Origin of the sequence: Nocardia sp. NPDC057663, from assembly GCF_042799895.1 — a bacterium.
In the GTDB taxonomy this organism is placed as follows: Bacteria; Actinomycetota; Actinomycetes; order Mycobacteriales; family Mycobacteriaceae; genus Nocardia.
On sequence record NZ_JBHVHX010000002.1, the window covers coordinates 215,286 to 239,599 of the forward strand.

Here is a 24,314-nt window from a genome sequence, read left to right on the forward strand (position 1 = left end):
GTGCGCCGGTCCGGCCACGTCGAGCACGGCGGCGATCCGGGCCAGCGCGGCTTCGCCCGCCATCGCCCAGTGCGTCGCATCGATCCCGTAGCGGTGCACGTCGCCGCCGATCGCCGCCGCCCAGCTCGCGGCGCCGCGCGCGCCGGTGGGGTCGTCGACGGTGGCCGCGAAGTAGACGAGATCGCCGTCGAACCGGTCGGGCCGGTAGGCGTCGACCATGCTCATCGACGCGGTGGCGGCGTCGATGATGCGGGCGATGCGGGTCCGGTCGAGCGCGGCCAGCGGGCCGCCGATCTCCGCCGCGGCGGCGGCGAGCCCATCGGCGTCGAAGTCCACGTCGAGCGCGGCACCGGCCAGGCCGCCGAGGAGGTCGCCGACGGTCGGCATCGGGGTCTGTTCCGGTCCGTCGCCGAGCCAGCTGTCCATCATCGCCAGCTGTGCCACTTCCGCGCCCGCTGCTTGCAGCCGGGTCGCGACGGCGTGCGCGAGCAGACCGCCCAGCGACCAGCCGAGCAGGTGGTACGGGCCTTCCGGCTGCACTTCGCGAATGGCCGTGACGTAGCGCTGCGCCCAGGCGTCGACGGTGGCGGGCAGCGGTTCGTCCGCGGTGAGGGCGGGCGACTGCAGACCGTAGATCGGACGCTGCGGGTCGAGGTGGCGGGTGAGGCCGGCGAACGACCAGGACACGCCACCCATGGGATGGATGCAGAACAGGGGTGCGCCGGTACCGCTCGCGCGCAGCGGCAGCAGCACGGCGAACGCGTCGTCGGCCGAATCGTCCTGGGCGCGCAGCCGTTCCACCACCACGGCGGGTGTCGGGTCGGTGAAGAACCACGCGACCGGCACCGCCATGCCCAGTGCCGCGCCGAGCCGCGAGGACAACTGGACCGCGGTCAGCGAGTTGCCGCCGAGGTCGAAGAAGTTGTCGTCCATGCCGATCCGGTCCAGCTCGAGCACCCGGGCGAATTCGCCGGCGACGAGTCGTTCGGTCTCGGTGACCGGGCCGCGGTAGGCGGCCTGGCGCAGTTCCGGACGCGGCAGGGCGGCGCGGTCGAGCTTGCCGGAGGTGTTGACCGGGAACTCGTCGATCACGAGGACCACGGCGGGCACCAGGTACGCGGGTAGTTCCGCGGCCAGCGCGGTGCGCACAGTGGCCGGATCATCGTGCGCTCCAGCCGAATCCGCGACGATATACGCGACGAGGCGATCCGCGCCCGCGCCCGGCACCACCGCGGCTGCCGCCTGGGCGACGCCGGCCTGCCGCAGCAGCGCGGCTTCCACCTCACCGAGTTCGATGCGCTGACCGTTCAGCTTGACCTGCAGGTCACCGCGCCCGACGTAATCGAGTGCGGCGGAGCCGTTTCCGGTCGCGCGCAGCCGGACGAGGTCACCGGTCCGGTACATCCGGGCACCGGGACCGGCGAACGGATCGGGCACGAATCGCTCGGCGGTGAGTTCGGGCGCGCCGACATAGCCGTGCGCGAGTTGCGCACCGCCGACATACAGTTCACCGGTCACGCCCGGCGGCACCGGCCGCAGCCGTGCGTCCAGCACATAGAGCCCGGTGTTCCACACGGGCGCGCCGATCGGCACCGACACCGTGTCGGCATCGCGCACCACGTGAGCGCTCACCTGCACGGCGGTCTCGGTGGGCCCGTACAGGTTGATCACCTCGGCGCCGGTCAGCGCCCGAGCCCGCTGCGCCAGGGCGGCAGGCAGCGCCTCGCCACCGGCGAACACACGCCGCAAGCTGGTCGGCACCGACGCGAGCTGCCCCGTCTCGGCAGCCGCTGGTTCGGCGGCCGCGGCCGACTGCGGCCGACCGGCGACCCCGGAATCCATGGCATCGGCCATCTGCCACCGACCCGGGACAACCCCGGAATCCGTGGCATCGGCGGACTGCCGCTCGGCCTGGGCAACCATGGACTCGGCAACATAGGCCGCGAGCAGCGTCGGCGCGAACTGCACTGTGTCGATGCCGTGTTCGGCGATCAGGGCCGCCAGGTAGGCAGGGTCACCGTGCCCGCCGGGGCGGGCGAGGACGGTGCGGGCGCCGACGCGCGGCGGCAGCAGCAGTTCCCAGATCGACGCGTCGAAGGTGACCGGCGTCTTGTGCAGCACGGTGTCGCCCGCGGCGAACCCGAATTCGGCTGCCATCCAGTCCAGCTGGTTGACGATGGCGCGGTGCGGCACCCCGACGCCCTTGGGCAGACCGGTGGATCCGGAGGTGAAGATCACGTACGCGGTGTGCTCGGGCAGCAGCGGCTGCACCCGTTCGGCGTCGGAGAGCGGCCCGGATGGATACGCGGTGAGGTCGACGGTGTCGGCCACGACCACATCGACCCCGTCCAGCGGAGTACCGATGACCGGCAGGTCCGCCCGGTCGCCGGACGTGGTGACCAGGCACACCGGCTGCGCGATCCGCAGGACGCGGCTGATCCGCTCGGCCGGATGATCCGGGTCGATCGGCACGTAGATGCCACCGGCGGCCAGCACGGCATGCACCGCGACCAGCAGCTCGGGTGAGCGGCGCGCGGCGACGGCCACCGCCGTGTCCGGTCCGACGCCCTGCTCGACGAGATGCCGCGCGAGCCGGTTCACCCGCGCCGCGAAGTCGGCATAGGTGAGCGAGGTGTCGCCGTCGGTGAGCGCGATCGCCGCCGGAGTCGCCGCGGCCTGCCGGTCGAACGCGACAGGCAGAACCTCGGCGGGCACCGGATACGCGGTCTCGCACCAGGTTTCGAGCAACGCCCGGTCGGTGCCGGTCAGCAGGTCGACATCGCCGATCGCAGCGGCCGGGTTCGCGGTGACGGCATCGAGCACGCGCACGTAGCCGTCGGCGATCCTGGCCGCGGTGGCGGCGTCGAACAGGTCCGTGGCGTAGGTCAGGCTCACCGCGCAGCCGCCGTCGGCGGTGTCGGCGAGCACCAGGTCCAGGTCGAACTTGGCGACGGCGGTGTCGGTGTCGAGCCCGGTGACGGTGAGATCGGGCAGGCTGACCTCGGCCGGCACCGCGTCCAGGTTCTGGAAGGCGAGCATCACCTGGAACAGCGGGCTGTGCGCCGTCGAGCGGACCGGGTCGAGCACGTCGACGAGCCGCTCGAACGGCACGTCCGCGTTCTCGAACGCGTCGAGGTCGACGCGCCGGGCCTGGCGCAGCAGGTCGGTGAAGGACGCGGCCGGGTCGACGGCGGTGCGCAGCACCAAGGTGTTGACGAACATGCCGACCAGGTCGTCCAGCGCCGCCGCACCACGACCCGCGACGGGGGTGCCGACGGCGATATCGCCGGTGCCGCCGAGCCGGGCCAGCAGCGCGGCCAGCGCGGCGTGGGCGACCATGAACGCACTGGCATCCGCGTGCCGGGCCAGCTGCCCCACCCGCTGCCAGATCTCCTGCGGCACCACGGTTTCCACACTCGCGCCCCGCTGCGAGGCGACCGCGGGACGCGGCCGGTCGGCGGGCAGTTCGAGCAGACCGGGCAACCCGGCCAGCTCGTCGCGCCAGAACCGCACCTGCCGGGCGGCGACCGACTCGGCGTCGTCCTCGCTGCCCAGTACCGCGCGCTGCCACAGCGTGTAGTCGGCGTACTGGACTTCCAGTGGCGCCCAACCGGGTTCGGCCCCGGCCCGCCGGGCCAGATAGGCGGCGGTCGTATCGCGCAGCAGCGGGCCCGCGGAGAAGCCGTCGGCGCTGATGTGGTGGATCACCACGACCAGCACCACCTCGTCGGGCGCCGAGCGCAGCACCCGTACCCGCACGGGCGGTGCGACGGTGACGTCGAAGCCGCGGCCGATCTCGGCGGCCACCATGGCGGGCACCGCGATCGGGTCGACGGTCTCGACGACCGGGGTCGGCACGAACTGCCACACCGTCTGGTGGCCGATGCCGTCGATCGCCGGGTACGCGGTGCGCAGCACCTCGTGGCGGTCGAGCACATCGGTGACGGCGGCGGCCAGCGCTGCGGCGTCCACGTCGCCGCGCAGGCGTACCGCGATCGGGATGTTGTAGGCCGCCGAGGCCGGATCGAGGCGGTTGAGCAGCCACATCCGCTGCTGGGCCGCCGACAGCGGAATCCGGTGTGGCCGGTGGGCGGCGGTCAGCGCGACCCCGGCACCGCTGCCCACGTGCGCGGCGAGCGCGGCGGCCAGGTCGACGACGGTGGTCGCCTCGAACAGGGTGCGCACCGGCACCCGGGTCGACAGTGCCGCACCGAGGCGGGCCGCGACGCGGGTCGCGATGAGCGAGTTGCCGCCGAGGGAGAAGAAGTCGTCGTCGAGACCGACCTGCTCGCGCCCGAGCACCGCACCGAAGACCTCGGCGACCGCCCGCTGGGCCGGGGTGACCGGGGCGCGGAACGGCCTGGCCACGAATTCCGGTGCGGGCAGCGCCTTGCGGTCGAGCTTGCCGGAGGTGTTGAGCGGGAACGCGTCGAGCACGACGATCACCGACGGCACCATGTAGGACGGCAGCACCGCGCCCACGGCCGAACGCAGCTGCGCCGGATCGAGTTCGGCGCCGGGGACCGGCACCGCGTAGCCGACGAGCCGGTCACCGGTCGGACTCGCCGACACCACCGCCGCGGCCTGGCTGACCATCGGCAGGCCGCCCAGCGCGGTCTCGATCTCACCGAGTTCGATGCGCTGGCCGCGGAACTTCACCTGGAAGTCGATGCGGGCCAGGTAGATCAGGACACCGTCGCGGGTCCAGCGCACGAGGTCACCGGTCCGGTACATGCGCTCGCCCACCGCGCCGAAGGGGTCGGCGACGAACCGGTCGGCCGACAGATCGGGACGACCGAGGTACCCGCGGGCCAGCTGCTCGCCCGCCAGATACAACTCACCGGCGACACCCGGCGCGACCGGCCGCAGCCGCTCGTCGAGGACATAGACCCTGGTGTTCCACTCGGGCACACCGATCGGCACGGTCTGCCCGGTCGCACCGTCGGCGGGCCAGGCGGTGACCGACACGGCGGCCTCGGTCGGCCCGTACAGGTTGTGCACGGCCGCAGCCGATGTCGCCCGCAGCGCGGCCACGGTGTCCGGGGTGAGCGCCTCACCGATCGCGAACACCAGGCGCAGACTCGTCAGCTGGTCCGCCTCGGCGTGCGCGGCGAACATCGCCAGCATGGACGGCACGAAGTCGGCGATGGTGATCCGCTGCGCGGCAACGAGTTCAGCCAGGTACAGCGGATCACGGTGCCCGTCGGCAGTGGCCAGTACCAGCGTCGCGCCTGCGGCCAGCGGCGCGAAGAAGCCCCACACCGACAGGTCGAAGCCGGCGGCGGACTTCTGCAGATACGCGTCGCCTGCCCCGATCCGGTACTGCTCGATCAGCCACGCGAGCTGATTCCGGATTCCCGCATGACTCATCGCCACACCCTTGGGCCTGCCGGTGGAGCCGGAGGTGAACAGGACATAGGCGAGGTTCGACTCTCGCAGGGGCGCACGGAGTTCGGCGTCGATCACGGAGTGGTCCGGGTGGGCGGCCGTGTCGATGGTGTCGAGCACGACGATCCTGGGCGCCGATGATCCAGCGGAGAGAGGACCAGCGCCTGTCGAGCTCTGACCTGCTGTGGCCGTCGGCACAGCGAAATCGTCACCGGCGGTCGTGAGAACCAGGTGTGGCCGGGCGGTGTCGAGCACCTGGGCGATGCGGTCGGCCGGATGATCCGGGTCGACGGGGACGTACGCGCCGCCCGCGGTGAGTACGGCGTACATGGCGACGACGAGGTCGATGGATCGCCGGATGGCGAGCGCGACCAGCACATCGGGGCCGACGCCGTCGGCGATCAGGTACCGGGCGAGGCGGTTGATCTGCGCATCGAGCTCGGCGTACGTCAGCGCCGTGCCCTCGAATACGAGCGCCGTCGCCGCGGGGTTCGCGCGCACCTGCGCGCGGAACGGGGTGAGCAGCGTTGCGGTGCGGTCGATCTCGTGCGTGGTGGCGTTCCACTCGGTGAGAATGCGGGACCGCTCGGCGGGCTCGAGCACGTCCACGGTGTCCAGCGGCGTGTGCGGCGCCGCGGCGACGGCGGTGAGCAGTCGTTCCAGGCGGCCCGCAATCGCCACCGCGGTCTCGGTGTCGAACACGTCATGGGCGTAGGTGAGCACCCCGGTGACACCCGCGGCGGCACCGTCGGCGTACTCGTCGCTGACGATCAGGTGCAGGTCGAACTGGGACAGCTCGTTGTCGGTGTCCAGGCCGGACACGGTGATCCCGGGCAGTGCCAGTTCGGCGCGCTCGAAGTTCTGGAAGGAGAAGCCCACCTGGAACAGTGGGTGCCGGGCGGTGGAACGAGCCGGGTCGAGCACCTCGACGAGTCGTTCGAACGGCACGTCGGCATGGGCGTAGACCGCGAGGTCGGTGGCGCGCTGCCGGGCCAGCAACTGTGTGAACGTCTCCCCCGGTACCAGGCGGGTGCGGAACACCAGTGTGTTGACGAACATGCCGATCAGGTCTTCCAGCGCGGCCTCACCGCGCCCGGCGACCGGGGTACCGACGGTGATGTCGGCGCTGCCCGAGAGCCGTCCGAGCAGCACGGCGAACGCGGTGTGCACCACCATGAACAGCGTGGCGCCCGAGGCCCTGGCCAGCTCGTTCAGCCGGGCATGGGTGGCGGCGTCGAGCATGACCGGCACCGTGCCACCCGCGAGGGTGCGCACGTTCGGACGGGGCCGATCCAGCGGCAGGGCGAGTTCGTCCGGAAGGCCGGCGAGTTCGCCACGCCAGAAGTCGAGCTGGCGTGCGGCCACCGAGGTGGGGTCGGCTTCGTCGCCGAGCACCGCGCGCTGCCACAGCGCGTAGTCGGCGTACTGCACCGGCAGCGGCGCCCACTCCGGCGCGGCGCCGTCCCGACGAGCCAGGTAGGCGGTCATCAGGTCGCGCACCAGCGGTGGCACGGACGAACCGTCGGCGCTGATGTGGTGCACGACCATGGCCAGCACCGCCTCGTCGGCGGTGATCCGGTACAGCACGACCTGCCACGGCACCTCGGCGGTGACATCGAACGTGGCGGCGGCCAGCGCGGTCACGGCGGCGACGACCTGATCGGCCGAGGTCCCGTGAACCTGAAGGGCGACACCGGCTTCGGCGGCGGACAGGATCTCCTGCACCGGACCGTCGGCGGTCTCGGGGTAGTACGTCCGCAGCACTTCGTGACGCTCGACGAGATCGCCGACCGCCGCCGCGAGGGAGTCGATATCGAGCGCACCGCTGAGGCGGACGGCGATCGGCACGTTGTACCCGGCCGAGTCGGGATCGAACCGGTTGAGGAACCACATGCGCTGTTGCGCGGGCGAGAGCGGGATGGCCGCGGGCCGCTCCCCCGCCATGAGCGCCAGCCGGGCGACGCCGTCGGCGCTGTCGAGCGCGGCGGCCAGCTCGGCCACCACGGGCGCCGCGAAGATCCGCGCGACCGGGACCTGCCGGTCCAGCGCGGCCCCGAGCCGGGCGGCGACGCGGGTCGCGATCAGCGAATTGCCGCCGAGATCGAAGAAGTCGTCGTCGGCACCGACCAACTCGAGTCCGAGCACCTCGGCAACCACACCGGCCACCAACTGCTCCGACGCCGTTGCCGGAGACCGGAATTCGCGAACGGCCAGCTCCGGTGCAGGCAGCGCGCGCCGATCGAGCTTGCCGGAGGCATTCACCGGCAGCACATCGAGGACCACGTAGGCGCTCGGCACCATGTACGCCGGAAGTGCCTGCTGCAGCGCGGCTTTCACGGCATCGAGGTCGACAACGCGGCGACCGACGGTGGCGGTCGCCCCCGCACGCGTCGGAGCGTCACCGGGGATATCGTGGCCGAAGCCCGCGGTCACCACCGCAGCGGCGGGCGAGGGGTGGGTGCCGCCCGTGCTCGCGGGGACGAGGTAGGCGGTGAGGTAGTCGCCGGTGCCGTCGTCGCGGACAGTGACGACCGCGCGGTCGATGGCGTCGAGGACGGCGAGGACGGCTTCGATCTCGCCGAGTTCGATGCGCAGGCCGCGCAGTTTCACCTGGAAGTCGGTGCGGCCCAGGTATTCCAGTTCGCCGGTGCGGGTGCGCACGACGAGGTCGCCGGTGCGGTACATGCGTGCGCCGGGCGTGCCGTAGGGGTTGGCGACGAAGCGGTCCGCGGACAGGTCGGGGCGGGCCAGGTAGCCGCGGGCCAGCTGCACACCGGCCAGGTAGAGCTCGCCGGGTGTGCCGACCGGCACGGGCCCCAAGCGAGCGTCGAGCACGTGCAGGGCGGTGTTGGCGACCGGGGCGCCGATCGGCACGGTGACGGTGTCGTCGTCGGTGACCTCGTGGAAGGTGACGTCGACCGCGGCCTCGGTCGGCCCGTACAGGTTGTGCACGGCTACTCCGGGCACGAGCACGCGCAACCGTTGCGCATCGGCGGCGGGCAGCGCCTCACCGGAGGCGAACACCTGCCGCAGCGACACGCATTCGGCAGCACGGGGTTCGGCGAGGAACGCCGCCAACATCGACGGCACGAAGTGCGCGACACCGACTCCGGTGCGGGTGATCACCTCGGCCAGGTAGGCGGGATCGCGGTGACCGTCGGGGCGGGCGATCACCAGGGTGGCGCCGATCTGCAAGGGCCAGAACAGTTCCCACACCGACACATCGAAGGTGATCGGGGTCTTCTGCAGCACCGTGTCGGCGGCGTCGAGCCGGTACGCGTCCTGCATCCAGACCAGGCGGTTGACGATCGCGGTGTGACTGACCGCGACGCCCTTCGGCTTGCCGGTCGAACCCGAGGTGAACAGGACGTAGGCCAGGTCGGCAGCACGCAGCGGGCGGATCCGGTCGGCGTCGGTGACCGGATCGGCGCCGAACCCGGAGAGCTCCAGACCGGCCGGATCGACAGTTCGGGTATCGATGGCCGGGAAATCGTCCGCGGCCAGCACACACACCGGCTCGGCGGTGGCGAGTACGTCGGCGATCCGGTCGGCCGGATGGTCGGGGTCCAGCGGCAGATAGGCCGCACCCGCGGCCTGCACGGCGTAGACGGCGACCAGCAGGTCGATGCTGCGGCGCAGTCCGACACCGACGATGGCACCGGGGCCGACCCCTTCGGCGATCAGCATCCGTGCCAGCCGGGCGACCCGAACAGCGAACTCGCCGTAGGTGATCCGCTCACCCTCGAATTCGAGAGCGACGGCGCCGGGTGTGCGGCGGGCCTGCGCGGCGAACATCGAGACGAGCGTCGCGTCGGTGTCCAGCGGCGCCGCGGTGTCGTTCCACGCCGCCAGCTGGGCGGTCTCGGCGGCATCGAGCAGGTCTATCTCGCCGACCGGCGTGGTGTCGTCGGCGACGACCGCAGCGAGGACACGCACGAAGCGGTCACCGAAGGCGGTGACCGTGTCCGCGTCGAACAGATCGGTGGCATAGCGCAGCCAGCCCCGCAGACCGGGTTCGCCTGCCGCACCGGCGATCTCGTTGATCGCCAGCGACAGATCGAACTGGGTCGTGGCGGCGGGCAGGGCGAACTCGCCGATCCGCAGTCCGGGCAGCTCGATGGTGGTGTCGTCGCGGTGCTCGAACGCCAGCATCACCTGCACGATCGGCGAATACGCCGTCGACCGCACCGGATTCAGTTCGTCGACCAGCCGTTCGAACGGCAGATCGGCATGCGCGAAGGCCCGCAGATCGGCGGCCCGCACCTGCGCGAGCAGATCGGCGAACCCGGCGCCACCGTCGACCGTCGTCCGCAGGACCAAGGTGTTGACGAACATGCCGACAAGATCATCCAGCGCGGCATCGGCCCGTCCAGCGACCGGCGTACCCACCGCGATGTCGGCACCCGCACCCTGCCGCGACAGCAGCACCGCGAACGCCGCGTGCACCACCATGAACGTGGACACACCGTACCTGCGCGCCAACTCCTCGATCCCGGCCACCACGTCGGCAGGCACGTCGAATCCGACCGACCCACCCGCACCCGTCCGCACGGCGGGCCGAGGCCGATCGGTAGCGAGCTCCAGAGCCGGTGCAAGACCGGCCAATTCGTCCCGCCAGTGCGCCAGCTGCCGCGCCAGCCGCGACGCCGGATCGGCGGCATCACCGAGCACCGCGTGCTGCCACAGCGTGAAGTCGGGGTACTGCACCGGCAACGGCTCCCACACCGGCGCGCTGCCGGCACTCCGAGCGGCATACGCGGTGATCAGATCCCGGGCCAACGGCGTCGTCGATACACCATCGGCGGCAATGTGATGCACCGCGAGCACCAGCACATGCTCCGCATCATGCACCACTTCGCCGGACGACAACGAGTCGCCGAGAACGTCACGCATCACTACGTTTTCGACCACCGCGCCGGCGGCATCCGCACCGTTGCGCGCAACGCCATCGAGCACGGCACCGTCACGTACAACCACGCCATCGGCCGCTGGGTCGGTACGCAGGGAATCGTCGGCTACAACACCATCGGCCAGCGCATGATCCGGCACGACATCGTCGGCCACGGCACCGTTGCGCTGGACGCCGTTGGGCACAGCACCGTCGCGCAGGGCGCCATCCGCCGCAACACCATCACGCACGGCACCGCCGGCCACCGCACCGTCGCACACGGCACGGTTGGGCACAGCATCGGCGCGCGAGGCGCGACCGGCCACAACATCATCGGTCACTGCGTGATCCGGCACGGCACCTTCAGCCACCGCGCTGTCGCGCACGGCACCGTCAGCCACCGCACCGTTGCACAGGACACCGTTGTGCGCAGCATCATTGCGAGCGACTTGGGCCACAGCGCCATCGATGATGACACCGTTCCGCATGGCAGCGGCATGGTCGGTGGTCCGGCCGCCCGACTGCGCCCGGCTGTCGGTGCTCGTGCGCCGGAGCAGCGCAGCACGTACCGGCGGCTGGCTCGTCAGGTCGTAGCCCGCCCCGACGATATCGCGCACCGCGTCGGCCAGGTCGGCCTCGGCGACATCGTGCACGACGGCTACCGGCAGCACGCGGTCGACCGGGAGGACGACCTGGGTCGGTTCCTCGGTGTCCTCCGGGAACACGGTCCGCAGCGATTCGTGCCGTTCGAGCACATCGCCCAGCGCCGCCCACAGGGCAGCGGTGTCCAGCTCGCCGGACAGGCGCAGGGCGATCGGCAGGGTGTAGACGGCCGAGTCGGGGTCGATCCGGTTCAGCAGCCAGAGGCGGGTCTGTGCCAGCGACAACGGGATACGGTCGGGGCGCGGGTCGGCCACGGTCAGCGGTGGCCGTTGTTCGCTGCGGCCGACGGCGCGTTCGGCGAGGCCGGCGACGGTCGGGGCGTCGAAGACATCGCGCACGTCGAGCGCGCTGCCCAGCGCCGCGTTGGCGCGGGCGACGAGCCGCATGGCGAGCAGGGAGTTGCCGCCGACGGCGAAGAAGTCGTCGTCGGCGCCGACCCGCGCCAGTCCGAGCAGCTCGCCCACGACGGCGGCGAGCGCGGTCTGCGTACCCGGTCGCGGCGCCACGTAGGCGGTGGTGACGGACAGATCGGCGGCCGGTAGCGCCGAGCGGTCCAGTTTGCCCGCGGAGTTGAGCGGGACGGTGTCGAGCACCACCAGGTGGGCGGGCACCATGTACGCGGGTACCCGCCCGGCGACATGCGCGCGCACCACGGCGGCCTCGACGTCACCGGCGACGTAGGCGACCAGGCACTGGCGTCCGGCGTCGTCGGTCGCGGGCACCACGGTCGCGTGGGTGACGCCGGGCGCGTCGCCGAGCGCGGCTTCGATCTCGCCCAGCTCGATCCGCAGGCCACGGATCTTGACCTGGAAGTCGTTGCGGCCCAGATACACCAGCGCGCCGGAGCGGTCACGGCGCACCAGGTCGCCGGTACGGTACATGCGCGCACCGAACCCGTCGGCGGGGCGTGCGCCACCATCGAATTCCGCGGCGAACGGATCGGCGACGAAGCGGTCGGCGGTCAGGTCCGGCCTGCCCAGGTAGCCGCGGGCGAGCTGGTCGCCCGCCAGGTACAGCTCACCCGCGACCCCGGTGGGCACCGGATGCAGCCGCTCGTCGAGGACGTAGGCGCGCACGTTCCAGGTCGGCCTGCCGATCGGCAGCTCGGTCTGCTCGACCGGGGCGGTGATCTGCCCGAAGGTGCTGGTGATCGTCACCTCGGTCGGCCCGTAGGTGTTGTGCAGTTCGGCGGGGACGGTGGCGAGCACGGTAGCCGCCAGCGCGGCGGGCAGTTCCTCGCCACCCAGGTGCAGCATCCGCAGCCCGCGCAGGTCGTCGGCGAGCCCTTCGGCGAGCATCGCGGCCAGCACCGACGGCACGAATTCGGCGACGGTGACGCGCTGTTCGCGCACCACGCGCGCCTGATAGGCCAGGTCGAGGTGGCCGCCGGGCCGCAGCAGGACCAGGGGGGCGCCGAGCAGCGCCGGGCACAGCAGCTCCCACAGCGAGACGTCGAAGGTCAGCGGCGCGCGCTGCAGCAGCCGGTCGGCGGCGGTCAGGTCGTATTCGCCACGCAGCCAGCACAGTTCGTTGACCACCGCCCGGTGCGAGACCAGCACGCCCTTGGGCAGACCGGTCGAGCCGGAGGTGAACAGCACATAGGCCGGGTGGTCGGGCTGCAGTGCTGCGAGGCGTTCGGCGTCGGTGACCGGGCCGCTCGCGACGGGCGGCTGAGCCGGGTCCTCGAGCTGCGCGACGGTGAGCACCGGGCAGCCGGACCGTGAGGCGGCCGCGAAATGGACCGAGGCCGTGGCGGATCGGATGCTGCGGTCGACATGGTCGAGGTCACCCGCCGACGCCGCGACGACCAGTCGCGGCGCCGCGGTCTCGAGCACGTGCCCGATGCGGTCGGCGGGCTGGGTCGGGTCGATCGGCACGTACACGCCACCCGCGGCGAGCACGCCGTGCAGTACCACCAGCAGCTCGATGCCGCGCGGCACGGCGACGGCCACCGGAGTCTCCGGGCCGACGCCGCAGCCGATCAGCCTGCGCGCGAAGCGATTCGCGCGGGCGGCGAGCGCGCCGTAGGTGATCTCGTCGCCTTCGAAGACGGCGGCGACGGCGTGCGGGTCGCGGGCGGCGGCCGCGTCGACCAGGTGCGCCGCCAGCGGGGCGCGGATGCCGAGTTCGGCGAGGGCGGGAGCGAGCGGTTCGACATCGCCGTGCGGGCCCGCCAGCAACGCCGCGCGGGCGGCGTCGCCGAGCAGGGCGAGGTCACCGACGGCGGTTCCCGGTTCGGTGACCGCGGCGCGCAGCACCCGCTCGAGCATCCCGAACAGGGTGGCGATGGTGTCGGCGTCGAAAAGGTCGGTGGCGTAGCGCAGTTCGAGGTCGAGGCCGTCGGCGGTGCCGTCGGCGGCGTAGTGGTCGACGAAGGTGAAGTCCAGATCCACCTCGATCGGCGCGTCCGGCAGGGTCAGCCCCGACAGGGTCAGCCCGGGCAGTTCGAACGCGGTGGTGCGCTGGTTCTGCAGGGCAAGCGACACTTGATACAGCGGCGAATAACCCTGGGAACGAGCGGGATTGACGGCGTCGACGAGGCTTTCGAACGGCACGTCGGCATGGTCGAAGGCATCGAGGTCGCCCGCGCGGATCTGGTCGAGCAACTCGCTGAAGCGCGCGTCCGACGGCACGTTCGCGCGCAGCACCAGGGTGTTGACGAACATGCCGACGATATCGTCGAGTTCGCGGTGCCCACGGCCGGCGACCGGCGTGCCGACGACGATGTCGGTACCCGCGGACAACCGCGCCAGCAGCGCGGCGAGACCGGCGTGCAACACCATGAACGGCGTGGCGCGCTGTGCCCGGGCCAGGTCGTCGATCCGCCGGTGCAGGTCCGTGTCGAGGGTGGCGGTGAACGTGGCGCCCCGGTTCGAGGCGACCAGCGGCCTGCGACGGTCGGCGGGCAGCGTGAGGACGTCGGGGAGGCCGGCGAGGCGGTCCGTCCAGTAGGCGAGCTGGTGCGCCAGCGGCGCGTCGGGATCGTCGGCACTGCCGAGTCCCTCGGTCTGCCACAGCGCGTAGTCGGCGTAGTGCACCGCCAAGGCGGGCAGCCGCGGGTCGGTGCCCGCCGCGCGGGCGGCATAGGCGGCGACCAGGTCGCGGGTCAGCGGGCCCATCGACCAGCCGTCGGCGGCGATGTGGTGCACGACCAGCACCAGGACGTGCTCCGTGGGCGTGACCCGCAGCAGCGCGGCGCGCACCGGCACCTCGGTGGTGATGTCGAAGCCGCCGCCGAGGACCGCGACTACCGCTTCGGGGACATCATCGACGGCGACGTCGGTGACGGCGAGCTCGGGCACGAACGGCGCGCCGACGAGTTGGGTCGCCTGCCCGTCGAATTCGGGATAGGTGGTGCGCAGCGTCTCGTGCCGGGCGACCAGGTCACCCAGCGCGCCGCGCAGCGCGGCGGTGTCGAGCTCGCCGCTGAGCCGGATCGCGACCGGGATGTGGTAGGCGGCCGAGTCCGGATCGAACCGGTGCAGGAACCACATCCGCTGCTGCGCGGGCGAGAGCGGAATCCGCTGCGGCCGTTGCCCCGCCACCGGCCCGCGCCTGCTGCCCGTGCCACGCAGCGCGTCCAACCGCACCGCCAGCCCCTCGACCGTGCTCGCCTCGAACAGTTCCCGCACCGGCACCCTGGCATCCAGCGCCGCACCCAGCCGTGCGGCCACCTGGGTGGCCAGCAGCGAGTTGCCGCCGAGTGCGAAGAAGTCGTCGTCGGCACCGGCCCGGTCGAGCCCGAGGACCTCGGCGAAGGTCGCGGCGACGATCCGCTCGGTGGCGGTGGCCGGTTCGCGGTAGTCGCGCTCCGGCAGTTCCGGTGCGGGCAGTGCCCGGCGATCGAGCTTGCCGGAACTGTTGATCGGCAGCGCATCCAGGAAGACATAGGCGCCGGGCACCATGTACGACGGCAGCACCGCCGCGACCGCGGCATCGAGGTCGGCGGGCGACAGCGTCGTGGGCACGACACGGACGGCGGCCTCGGTCACGCCTACAGGATCGTCAGCGAGAACAGTTGCGCCGGTGGTCGGTACGCCACCCCGACCGGCGAGACCGGCGGCGACAGCGTCAGCGACACCGCCGGTATCGGTGGCAGCAGTGGCGCAATCGGAGACAGTGCTGGGGACGACATAGGCGACGAGTTGGTCTGGGCGGTCGTCATCGGAACGCACCAGGACCGCGACCCGGCCGACGCCGGGGACCGAGGCGAGAGCGGCCTCGATCTCGGCGGGCTCGATCCGGAGGCCGCGCAGCTTCACCTGGAAGTCGGTGCGGCCCAGGTAGTGCAGGGCGGCACCGACTTCGCCGGTGCGCCAGGCGACGAGGTCGCCGGTGCGGTAGAGACGCTCGCCGGTACCGAACGGGTCGGCGATGAAGCGTTCGGCGGTGAGGTCGACGCGGCCGTAGTAACCGTCGGCCAGCTGGGTACCTGCGACATACAGCTCGCCGGGCACTCCGGGGGGAACAGGACGCAACCGCGAATCCAGCACGTACACACGGGTGTTGGCGACCGGCGAGCCGATCGGCGCGGCGGCGGTCTGCTCGGCGCCGACCTCGTGGGTAGTGACCTGGATAGCGGTTTCGGTCGGGCCGTACAGGTTCACGACCGTCGCACCGGTGGCCGTGCGTACCCGCTGGGCCAGCTCGGTGGTCAGTGCTTCGCCACCGGCGAAGACCAGTCTCAGGGAATCCGCCCGCACCGGTTCGGCGACCACGGCGGCCAGCACCGACGGCACGTACTGGACGACGCTGACCGCGTGCCGAGCGGTCGCGGCGGCCAGGTAAGCCGGGTCGCGGTGCCCGTCGGCGGTGGCGAGCACCAGTCGCGCACCGGTCTGCAACGGCCACAACAGTTCCCACACCGACGCATCGAAGGTGAACGGGGTCTTCTGCAGAACGACATCGTCGGCGGTGAGCGCGTATTCCCGCTGTAGCCACAGCAGTTGGTTCACCACGGCCCGATGCGGCACCGCCACGCCCTTCGGCCTGCCGGTCGAGCCGGAGGTGAACAGGACATAGGCGAGGTGCTCCGGCCGCAGCGGGGCGAGCCGTTCGCCGTCGCTGATCGGCTGATCCGGCAGCTCCGACAGGTCGAGCGCATCGATCTCGACGACGACCGACTCCCCCACGGCCACACCGTGACCGGCGGCTGTCAGCACGCAGACCGGTGCCGTCTGCCCCAGCACGTACGCGGTCCGGTCGGCCGGATGATCCGGATCGACCGGCACATACGCGGCACCTGCCGCGAGGACGGCATGCACGGCGACCAGCTGATCCGCACCGCGCCGCAAGGCCACGGCGACCACCGATCCCGGCCCGGCGCCGAGACCGATGAGGTGCCGCGCCAGCCTGGCGACACGACTCGCGAACTCCGCATACGTCAGCGACGCGACATCTCCACTCGCGATGCCGAATCCGTCACCGGGCGTGCCCGCAACCAGGTCCTCCGCGGGGTCGGTGTCCACGACCACCGCGACGGCATCCGGAGTCGCGGCGACCTGGTCGGTGAACAGGGACGCGAGGGTGGCCGAGGAGCCGAGCGCGAGATCGGTGGCGTTCCAGGTGGTCAGCACCTCGGCGGATTCGGCCGGGTCCAGCAGGTCGATGTCGCCGACCGGGCGGGCCGGGTCGGCGAGGACACCGTCGAGCAAGCGATGCAGGCGGGTGGCGAAACCGGCGACGGTGGTGGCGTCGAACAGGTCGGTGGCGTACAGGAACGCACCGGAAAAACCTGCGGGAGCACCGTTGTCGTCGCGGTGTTCGGTGAGGGTGAGTTCGAGGTCGAACTTGGCGATGCCGGTGGGCAGGTCGAATCCGGCGACCGCGAGACCGGGCAGCGCGAGGGCGCGCGGGGTGTCCTCGTTGAGCGACAGCATCACCTGGAACAGCGGGTTTCGGGCGGTGGAGCGGACCGGGTCGAGTACCTCGACCAGCCGCTCGAACGGCACGTCCGCATGACCGAAGGCCGCGAGGTCGGTCTCGCGCACCCGGGCGAGCAGCTCGGTGAACGAGGCGGCAGGGGCCACCTCGGTGCGCAGCACGAGGGTGTTGACGAACATGCCGACCAGGTCGTCGAGCGCGCGGTCACCACGCCCCGACACCGGCGTGCCGATCGCGATATCGGTGGTCGCCGACAGTCGCGCCAGTAGCACGGCGAACACGGCGTGCGCCGCCATGAACACCGTGACACCCTGCGTGCGAGCGAATTCGGCCAGCGCGCGGTGCGTTTCGGCATCGATGTCGATCGCGTGCAGCGCACCACGCCGCGACGCGACCGCAGGCCTGGTCCGGTCTGTCGGCAGTTCCAACTGCTCCGGCACCCCGGCCAGCGCATTCGCCCAGAACGACAGTTGCTGCGCCGCTACCGATTCCGAATCGGCGGCATCACCGAGCACCGCGTGCTGCCACACCGCGTAGTCGGCATACTGCACGCTCAACGGCACCCACTGCGGCGCTTCCCCCACGGCCCGCGCGCCATAGGCGGCGAGCACGTCCCGGATGAGCGGACCGAATGAGAACCCGTCAGCGGCAATGTGATGCACCACGATCACGAGCACATACTCGGGCTCGACGAAGCCCGCTGATCCCGCACGAGTCTCCGACACGATGCCTCGCTGCATGGCCTGGACACCGAGGCCGACCCGGTCCGCAACGAGCCGCGAACACCCGGCATCCGCCACAGTGCCGATGCCATCCGCCACGGTGACGACCGCATCCATCGCACGCCCGGCACGATCTTCAGCAGCACCAGCGTCATTCGCCGCAGCTCCTACCCGATCAGCCGCGAAGCCAGTGGTGGGGACGGAGTCCGGCACGGACGAATGAGCCTCGGCTGCTTCGACGCGAAGCAGACTCGCCAGGATCGGGGCGTCGATGGTGAGGTCGAAACCGGTCGCGACGAAGGTGCGGACCGCGTCCGGCAGTGCGTCCGCGGTGACGATCTGCGGGAGGACTTCGGGGACGAGGCCCGCTGCGGGAAGGATTTCGGCGAACGCGTGACCGTCGCGCTCCGGATAGCGGGTCCGCAGGACTTCGTGCCGGTCCAGCACGTCGACGAGGGCGGCCTGCAGCGCTGCGACGTCGAGTGTGCCGGTGAGGCGCACGGCCATCGGAATGTTGTCGGTGGCCGAACCGGGGTCGAACCGGTTGAGGAACCACATGCGCTGCTGGGCGGGTGAGAGGGGCAGCGGGTCTGGTCGGGTGCCCGCGACGAGAGCAGGGCCGGAGCCGGTACCGCGCAACCGGTCCGCGGCCGCGGCGAGGGTCAGCACGGTGGCGGTGTCGAAGAGCTGGCGGACCGGGATGCGGATGTCGAGGTCGGTGCCGAGGCGGGCCATCAGGCGGGTTGCGAGGAGTGAGGTGCCGCCCAGATCGAAGAAGTCGTCGTCGCGGCCGACCCGGTCCAGGCCGAGGACCTCGGCGAAGGCGGCGGCGACGACCTGTTCGGCCGGTGTCTCCGGTGCGCGGTAGGCGGCGGTTTCGAAGACCGGGGCGGGGAGCGCGGCGCGGTCGAGCTTCCCGACGTGGGTCAGTGGGACGGCGTCGAGGGCGACGATCGCGGCGGGCACCATGTGGGCGGGCAGGTGGGCGGCGGTGTGCGCGATGAGGGTCGCGGCGTCGATGGTCGCGCCGGCGACCGGCACCACGTACGACACCAGCACGGTCGCGCCCGCCTCGGTGCGGTGGCCGATGGTCGCGGCGAAGTCCACCGCGGCGTGCCGGGCCAGGACGGCGTCGATCTCGCCGAGCTCGATCCGGAAGCCGCGTACCTTGACCTGGAAGTCGTTGCGGCCCAGGTATTCCAGATCGTAGGTACCGTCGCGTCGCACCCAGCGCACGGTGTCGCCGGTGCGGTACATCCGCTCCCCCGGCTCGCCGTAGGGGTTGGTGACGAACCGGGCCGCGGTCAGCGCGGGCCTGCGGTGGTATCCGCGGGCCAGCTGCGGACCGGCGATGTACAGCTCGCCGACCACACCCGCCGGGACGGGACGCAGCCGCTCGTCGAGCACCAGTTCGGTGGTGCCTTCCACCGGGGCACCCAGCGTGATCGGCGTTGTCGCGGTGAGGGGTTCGCTGATATTGGTGACGATGGTCGTCTCGGTCGGGCCGTAACCGTTGCGGAAGACGAGCCCCGGAATCGCGGCCGTCCACCGCGCCACCAGCTCCGCCGGGCACGCCTCACCACCGACGACCACGACGCGCAGGTCGTCGAGGCCCTCCGGGTTCACCGTCGCCAGCGCCGACGGGGTGATGATCACATGGGTCACCCGTTCGGCCCGCAACAGCTCACCCAGCTCGGCCCCGCCGAACACACCGGCCGGGGCGACGACCATGGTCGCGCCCTCGGCGACGGTCAGCAGCAGCTCGGCCACCGAGATGTCGAACGACGGCGACGCGACATGCAGCACCCGCGCGTCCGCCGCCGCCAGGTACCGCTTCGCCTGCACCGGCAGGTACGCGGCAACCGCGCCGTGCGGGATCACCACGCCCTTGGGCAGACCGGTGGTGCCGGAGGTGTAGATGACATAGGCGGGATCCAGCGGATCCAGAGCACGGCGACCCGCTCCCCTCGAGCCGTCTTCCGCGGCCATACCGGCCGGGGAGTCGCCACCTACGAGCTCCACCGCGTCGGTTTCCTCTGCCGCATCGCCCGCGACGACCCCCACCACGGCATCGCCCGCGACGGTCCACACGGCCGCATCGTTGGCGACGGTTCCCTCCGCCGCATCACCTACGGCAATACCCACCGCCGCATCACCCGCGAGGATTCTCTGCACCGCGTTGACAGATGTCTTGTTGCCGAGCGCGGCGGACTCCGAAACAGGATTTCCAAGAACGCAATCCACCAGGCCGACACGGGGCGCAGCGGGGTCGAGCACGAGCCAGTCCACAGTGGCGGGCAGGTCGGCCCGCACCGACTGGACCGTGATGCCCACTGCCGCGCCGGAGTCCGACAGCATGTGCGTGATGCGGTCGGCCGGGTAGTTCGGGTCGACGGGGAGGAAGCCGGCGCCGGACTTGATGACGCCCCAGACGGCGATCACCGAGTCGGCCGAGCGTGGAATGCTCACGGCGACGAGGTCACCCGCACCGATGCCGAGGCCGGTCAGGAGTGTGGCGAGCCGGGCGGACGCGGTGTCGAGCTCACCGTAGGTGAGAGTGCGCGCGCCGTCGCGGATCGCGATCACGGTGGAATCGGCCGCAGCGCGGGTCAGCACCTGCGGCAGCAGCGGAGAGGGGACGGACGGGCCACCGCTGCGGCTGGTGAGCTCGGCGAGTTCGGCGTCGATCAGCAGCGGCAGATCCGCGACCGCGGTGTGCGGTGCGGCGGCGACCGCGGCGAGCAAGCCGGTGAACCGGCGCACCATGCGCGCGACCGTGGATTCGTCGAACAGGTCTGTGGCGTAGGAGAACTCGCCGGACAGACCGGTGGTGCCGGACTCACGCAACGTCACCGAGAGATCGAACTTCTCGATGTCGTAGGGCAGGTCGACGGCGGCGGCGCGCAGACCGGGGAGCTCGAACGTGGTCGGCGGCAGGTTCAGCAGCGACAGCGCCACCTGGAACAGCGGGTGCCGACCGGCCGAACGCGGCGGTGCGAGCACCTCGACCAGCCGCTCGAAGGGCAGGGTGGTGTGCGCGAAGGCCGCCAGGTCATCGGCGCGGACCCGGCCGAGCAGGTCGGCGAAGGACTCCCGGCCGCGCACGTCGGTGCGCAGGACCGCGGTGTTGACGAACATGCCGATGACATCGTCGAGTTCGGCGGCGCCGCGCCCGGCGACCGGGCTGCCGATCGCCACGCCGGCATTGCCCGACAGGCGCGCGACAAGCACCGACAGCGCCGCGTGCAGCACCATGAACAGGGTCGCACCCTGTTCGGCCGCAACAGCATTCAGCCCGGCCACCAGATCGGCGTCCAAGGCGAACTCGACCCGGCGTCCCCGCATCGACGCGACGGCGGGACGGGGCCGATCGGTCGGCAGGCTCGACTCGTCCGGCAACCCGGCCAGCGCGCCCCGCCAGAACGCGATCTCGCGCCCGGCCCGGGAATCGGGATCGTCCTCCGCACCGAGCACGGCCCGCTGCCACAGCGTGTAGTCGGCGTACTGCACCGGCAGCGGCGCCCACTCGGGCGCGATCCCCTCGGTGCGCGCGTAATAGGCGGCCATGGTGTCGCGCACCAGCGGACCGGCAGACCAGCCGTCCGAGGCAATGTGGTGCACCACGAGCACCAGCACGTGATCACCGTCGACCTCGAACAGCCGCGCCCGCAGCGGCGGCGCTGCGGTCACGTCGAAGCCGCGCAGAATGACACCGGCCAGTGCATCGGGAAGTTCGTGAGCCGCAACGCTGATGGGGGCCAGCGCGCCCGACAGCGCTGACATCCCCTCAGGAATCAAGCTCTCGGCTGCGTCCCCGACCCGCGAGTAGTCCGCGGCACGCGTAGTGCCGAGCCCGATGCCGCCGGCAGCGCGGATGGTCGGGTTCGACTCGGCGGCCAGCGATGCATAGGCCTGCTCGGGCGCCAGCACGTACTGCGTTCCGACCCCGTCGACCTCCGGGTACACCGTGCGCAGAACCTCGTGCCGGGCGATCAGATCGCCGACCGCCGCACGCAAGGCGTCCAGATCGAGCGCCCCGGACAACCTGACCGCGATCGGGATGTTGTAGGCCCCGGTCTCCGGATCGAACCGGTTCAGGAACCACATGCGCTGCTGTGCGGGCGAGAGCGGCAACACGGAAGGCCGCGGACCGGCGACGAGCGCGGGCCGGTCGTCGGTGACGCCCCCCTCGACCAGCTTGGCGAGCACCGCGACGGTCGGGCTGTCGAAGAAGTCCCTGACATCCACGCGCACACCGAAATTCGTCTGCAGACGGGCGATGGCGCGGGTCGCGATGAGCGAATTGCCGCCGAGGCGGAAGAAGTCGTCGTCCAGGCCGACGGTCTCGACGTCGAGCAGTTCAGCGAACAGCGCCGCCACGGCACGTTCGGTGGCGGTCCGCGGTTCCCGGAACTCGGCCGCGGCGACCCGGAAATCGGGTTCCGGCAGGGCTTTCCGATCCAGCTTGCCGCTGGCGTTGATCGGCATGGCAGGCAGCTGCACCAGCAGCGAGGGCACCATGTACTCCGGCATCGACGTCTTCGCGTGCGCGGCCAGCTCGGCGGAATCCAGCTCCTCGCCGTCGACGCTCACCACATAGCCGACCAGCGCCTCACCGGCCGCGTGCCGGTGCAGCACCACCGCCGCATTGCCGACCCGGGGATGCGCGGCCAGCACCGCCTCGATCTCCCCGAGCTCGATCCGCAGACCACGCAGCTTCACCTGGAAGTCGGTGCGCCCCAGGTATTCCAGCTCGTCACCACCGGGCAGCTGCCGCACCAGGTCACCGGTGCGGTACATGCGCTCGCCATGGTCGCCGTACGGGTTGGCCACGAAGCGGTCGGCGGTCAGGCCCGGCCGGGCCACATAGCCGCGAGCCAGCTGCACACCCGACAGGTACAGCTCGCCCACCACCCCGGCGGGCACCTGGTCGAGGTTCTCGTCGAGCACCAGCAGCCCGGTGTCGTCGGCGGGACCACCGATCGGCACCGACACCTCGTCGGCGGCGGTCACCTCGTGCGCGGTGACGTCGACCGCCGCCTCGGTGGGTCCGTACAGGTTGTGCAGCGCGGTCGCCGACAGTGTGCGCAGGCGCGCGGCCGTGGCGGCGGGCAACGCCTCACCGGACGCGAACACCATCCGCAGCGACGACAGATCCACCGGTGCGGCGGTCTCGGCCAGCTCACCGACGAACGCGGCCAGCATGGACGGTACGAAGTGGGTGACGCTCACCCGATGCTCGGCGATCAGCGCGGCCAGATAGCTGGGATCGCCGTGCCGACCGGGCTCGGCGACCACGAGCCGCGCGCCGATCTGCAAAGGCCAGAACAGTTCCCACACCGAGACGTCGAAGGTGTAGGGCGTCTTCTGCAGCACCACGTCGGCGTCGGTCATCGCGTAGCAACGCTGCCGCCAGTCCAGGTTCGCCACGATCGCGCCGTGCGTGACGGCCACGCCCTTGGGCCTGCCGGTGGAGCCCGAGGTGAAGATGACATAGGCGGTGTTGCCCGCCTGCGCGCCGCCCGTCACCTCGGCAGGCGGCACGGTCCAGTCGATCTCGTCGGTACGCAGGACCGGGGCACCGTTCAGGTCCGGCTCGTCGCGGCCACGGGTCACCACCACGACCGGCCGCGCCACCTCGAGGACGTAGTGCAGCCGATCCACCGGGTGATCCGGATCCAGCGGCACATACGCGCCGCCCGCGCGCACGATCGCGTGCACGGCGACGATCAGCTCCACGCTGCGTCGCATCGCCAGCCCGACCAGCGCTTCGGGCCCGACGCCGAGCGCCACCAGCCGCGCCGCCAGCACCCGCACCCTGGCGTCGAATTCGGCATAGGTCAGCGTCTCGGCGCCGAACTGCACCGCGACACCGTCGGGCATGCGAGCCAGCTGCTCGGCGAACCGGTCGACGAGGGTCGGCGTCTGACCCGTCGCAGGCAACTCCACACCCAGCGCCGCCATGGCATCGCGCCCCAGCGAATCCAGCAGCACACCGAACGTCCCGTCGGCCGCGTCGACCACACCGGGAAACAGCTCGGCGAGCACGACCTGCACGAGCGTTTCCGGATCCAGTGCGCCACCGGTCAGCTCGGCCATCAGGGTGAGCTGGGCATCGAGATCGACATAGGACACCGCGGTACCACCGAACTCGACCGCGATCCGTGCCGGCTCCATCGCCGCGACCGTCGCCACCAGCGCCGCCAGCTGTTCTGTTCCCGCGCGCGCCGGAGTGGTGTTGGTCATCTGGACTGCCTTCCATCTACCGACCGCAGGTGACGCCACACGGCCGCAAAACAACTCTCGGAACTCCCCGGACCACCGGGGTGACGGGATCGGCGCGGGGCGGCCAACCTCGGGCACCCTGCCCGAAATCCGCCCTCTCATACCGGAATTCAGTGCGATCGGCTATGACACGATCGCCGCGCTCCGGTGCATCGCCATGCAACCAGCTATGACTCGGTTATCTCCCGACCTCCATCGTCAAACCACGACACCCGACACCCGCACCAGCAGACGAGGAGAAGCGTATGCGGTCCGCTAATAAACCGGACCAGATTCCGTCAAAATCTCGACTCGAAGACTCGGTTTCCCGACGCTGAGAACGGTCCAGCAATCCGACCGCATACGCCGAGTGGACAGCGGAGGACACATCGCTCCCGAGGCGACATGTCAGCTGTCGGCACAGCTCCACACTGTGTCGGGCAACACTATGTGAAACAACGTTGCATCAACGTTGCATCGCAGTGATTCACACCACTTTTCCCATG

1 pseudogene is annotated in these 24,314 nt (G+C 71.3%); it reads right to left on the reverse strand.

Annotated elements, in window-relative coordinates:
• Positions 1-66: 66 nt before the first annotated feature.
• Positions 67-23,790, reverse strand: a pseudogene (locus ACFVAV_RS05745) (non-ribosomal peptide synthase/polyketide synthase); the annotation flags it as partial.
• Between the last annotated feature and the right edge of the window lie 524 nt (positions 23,791-24,314).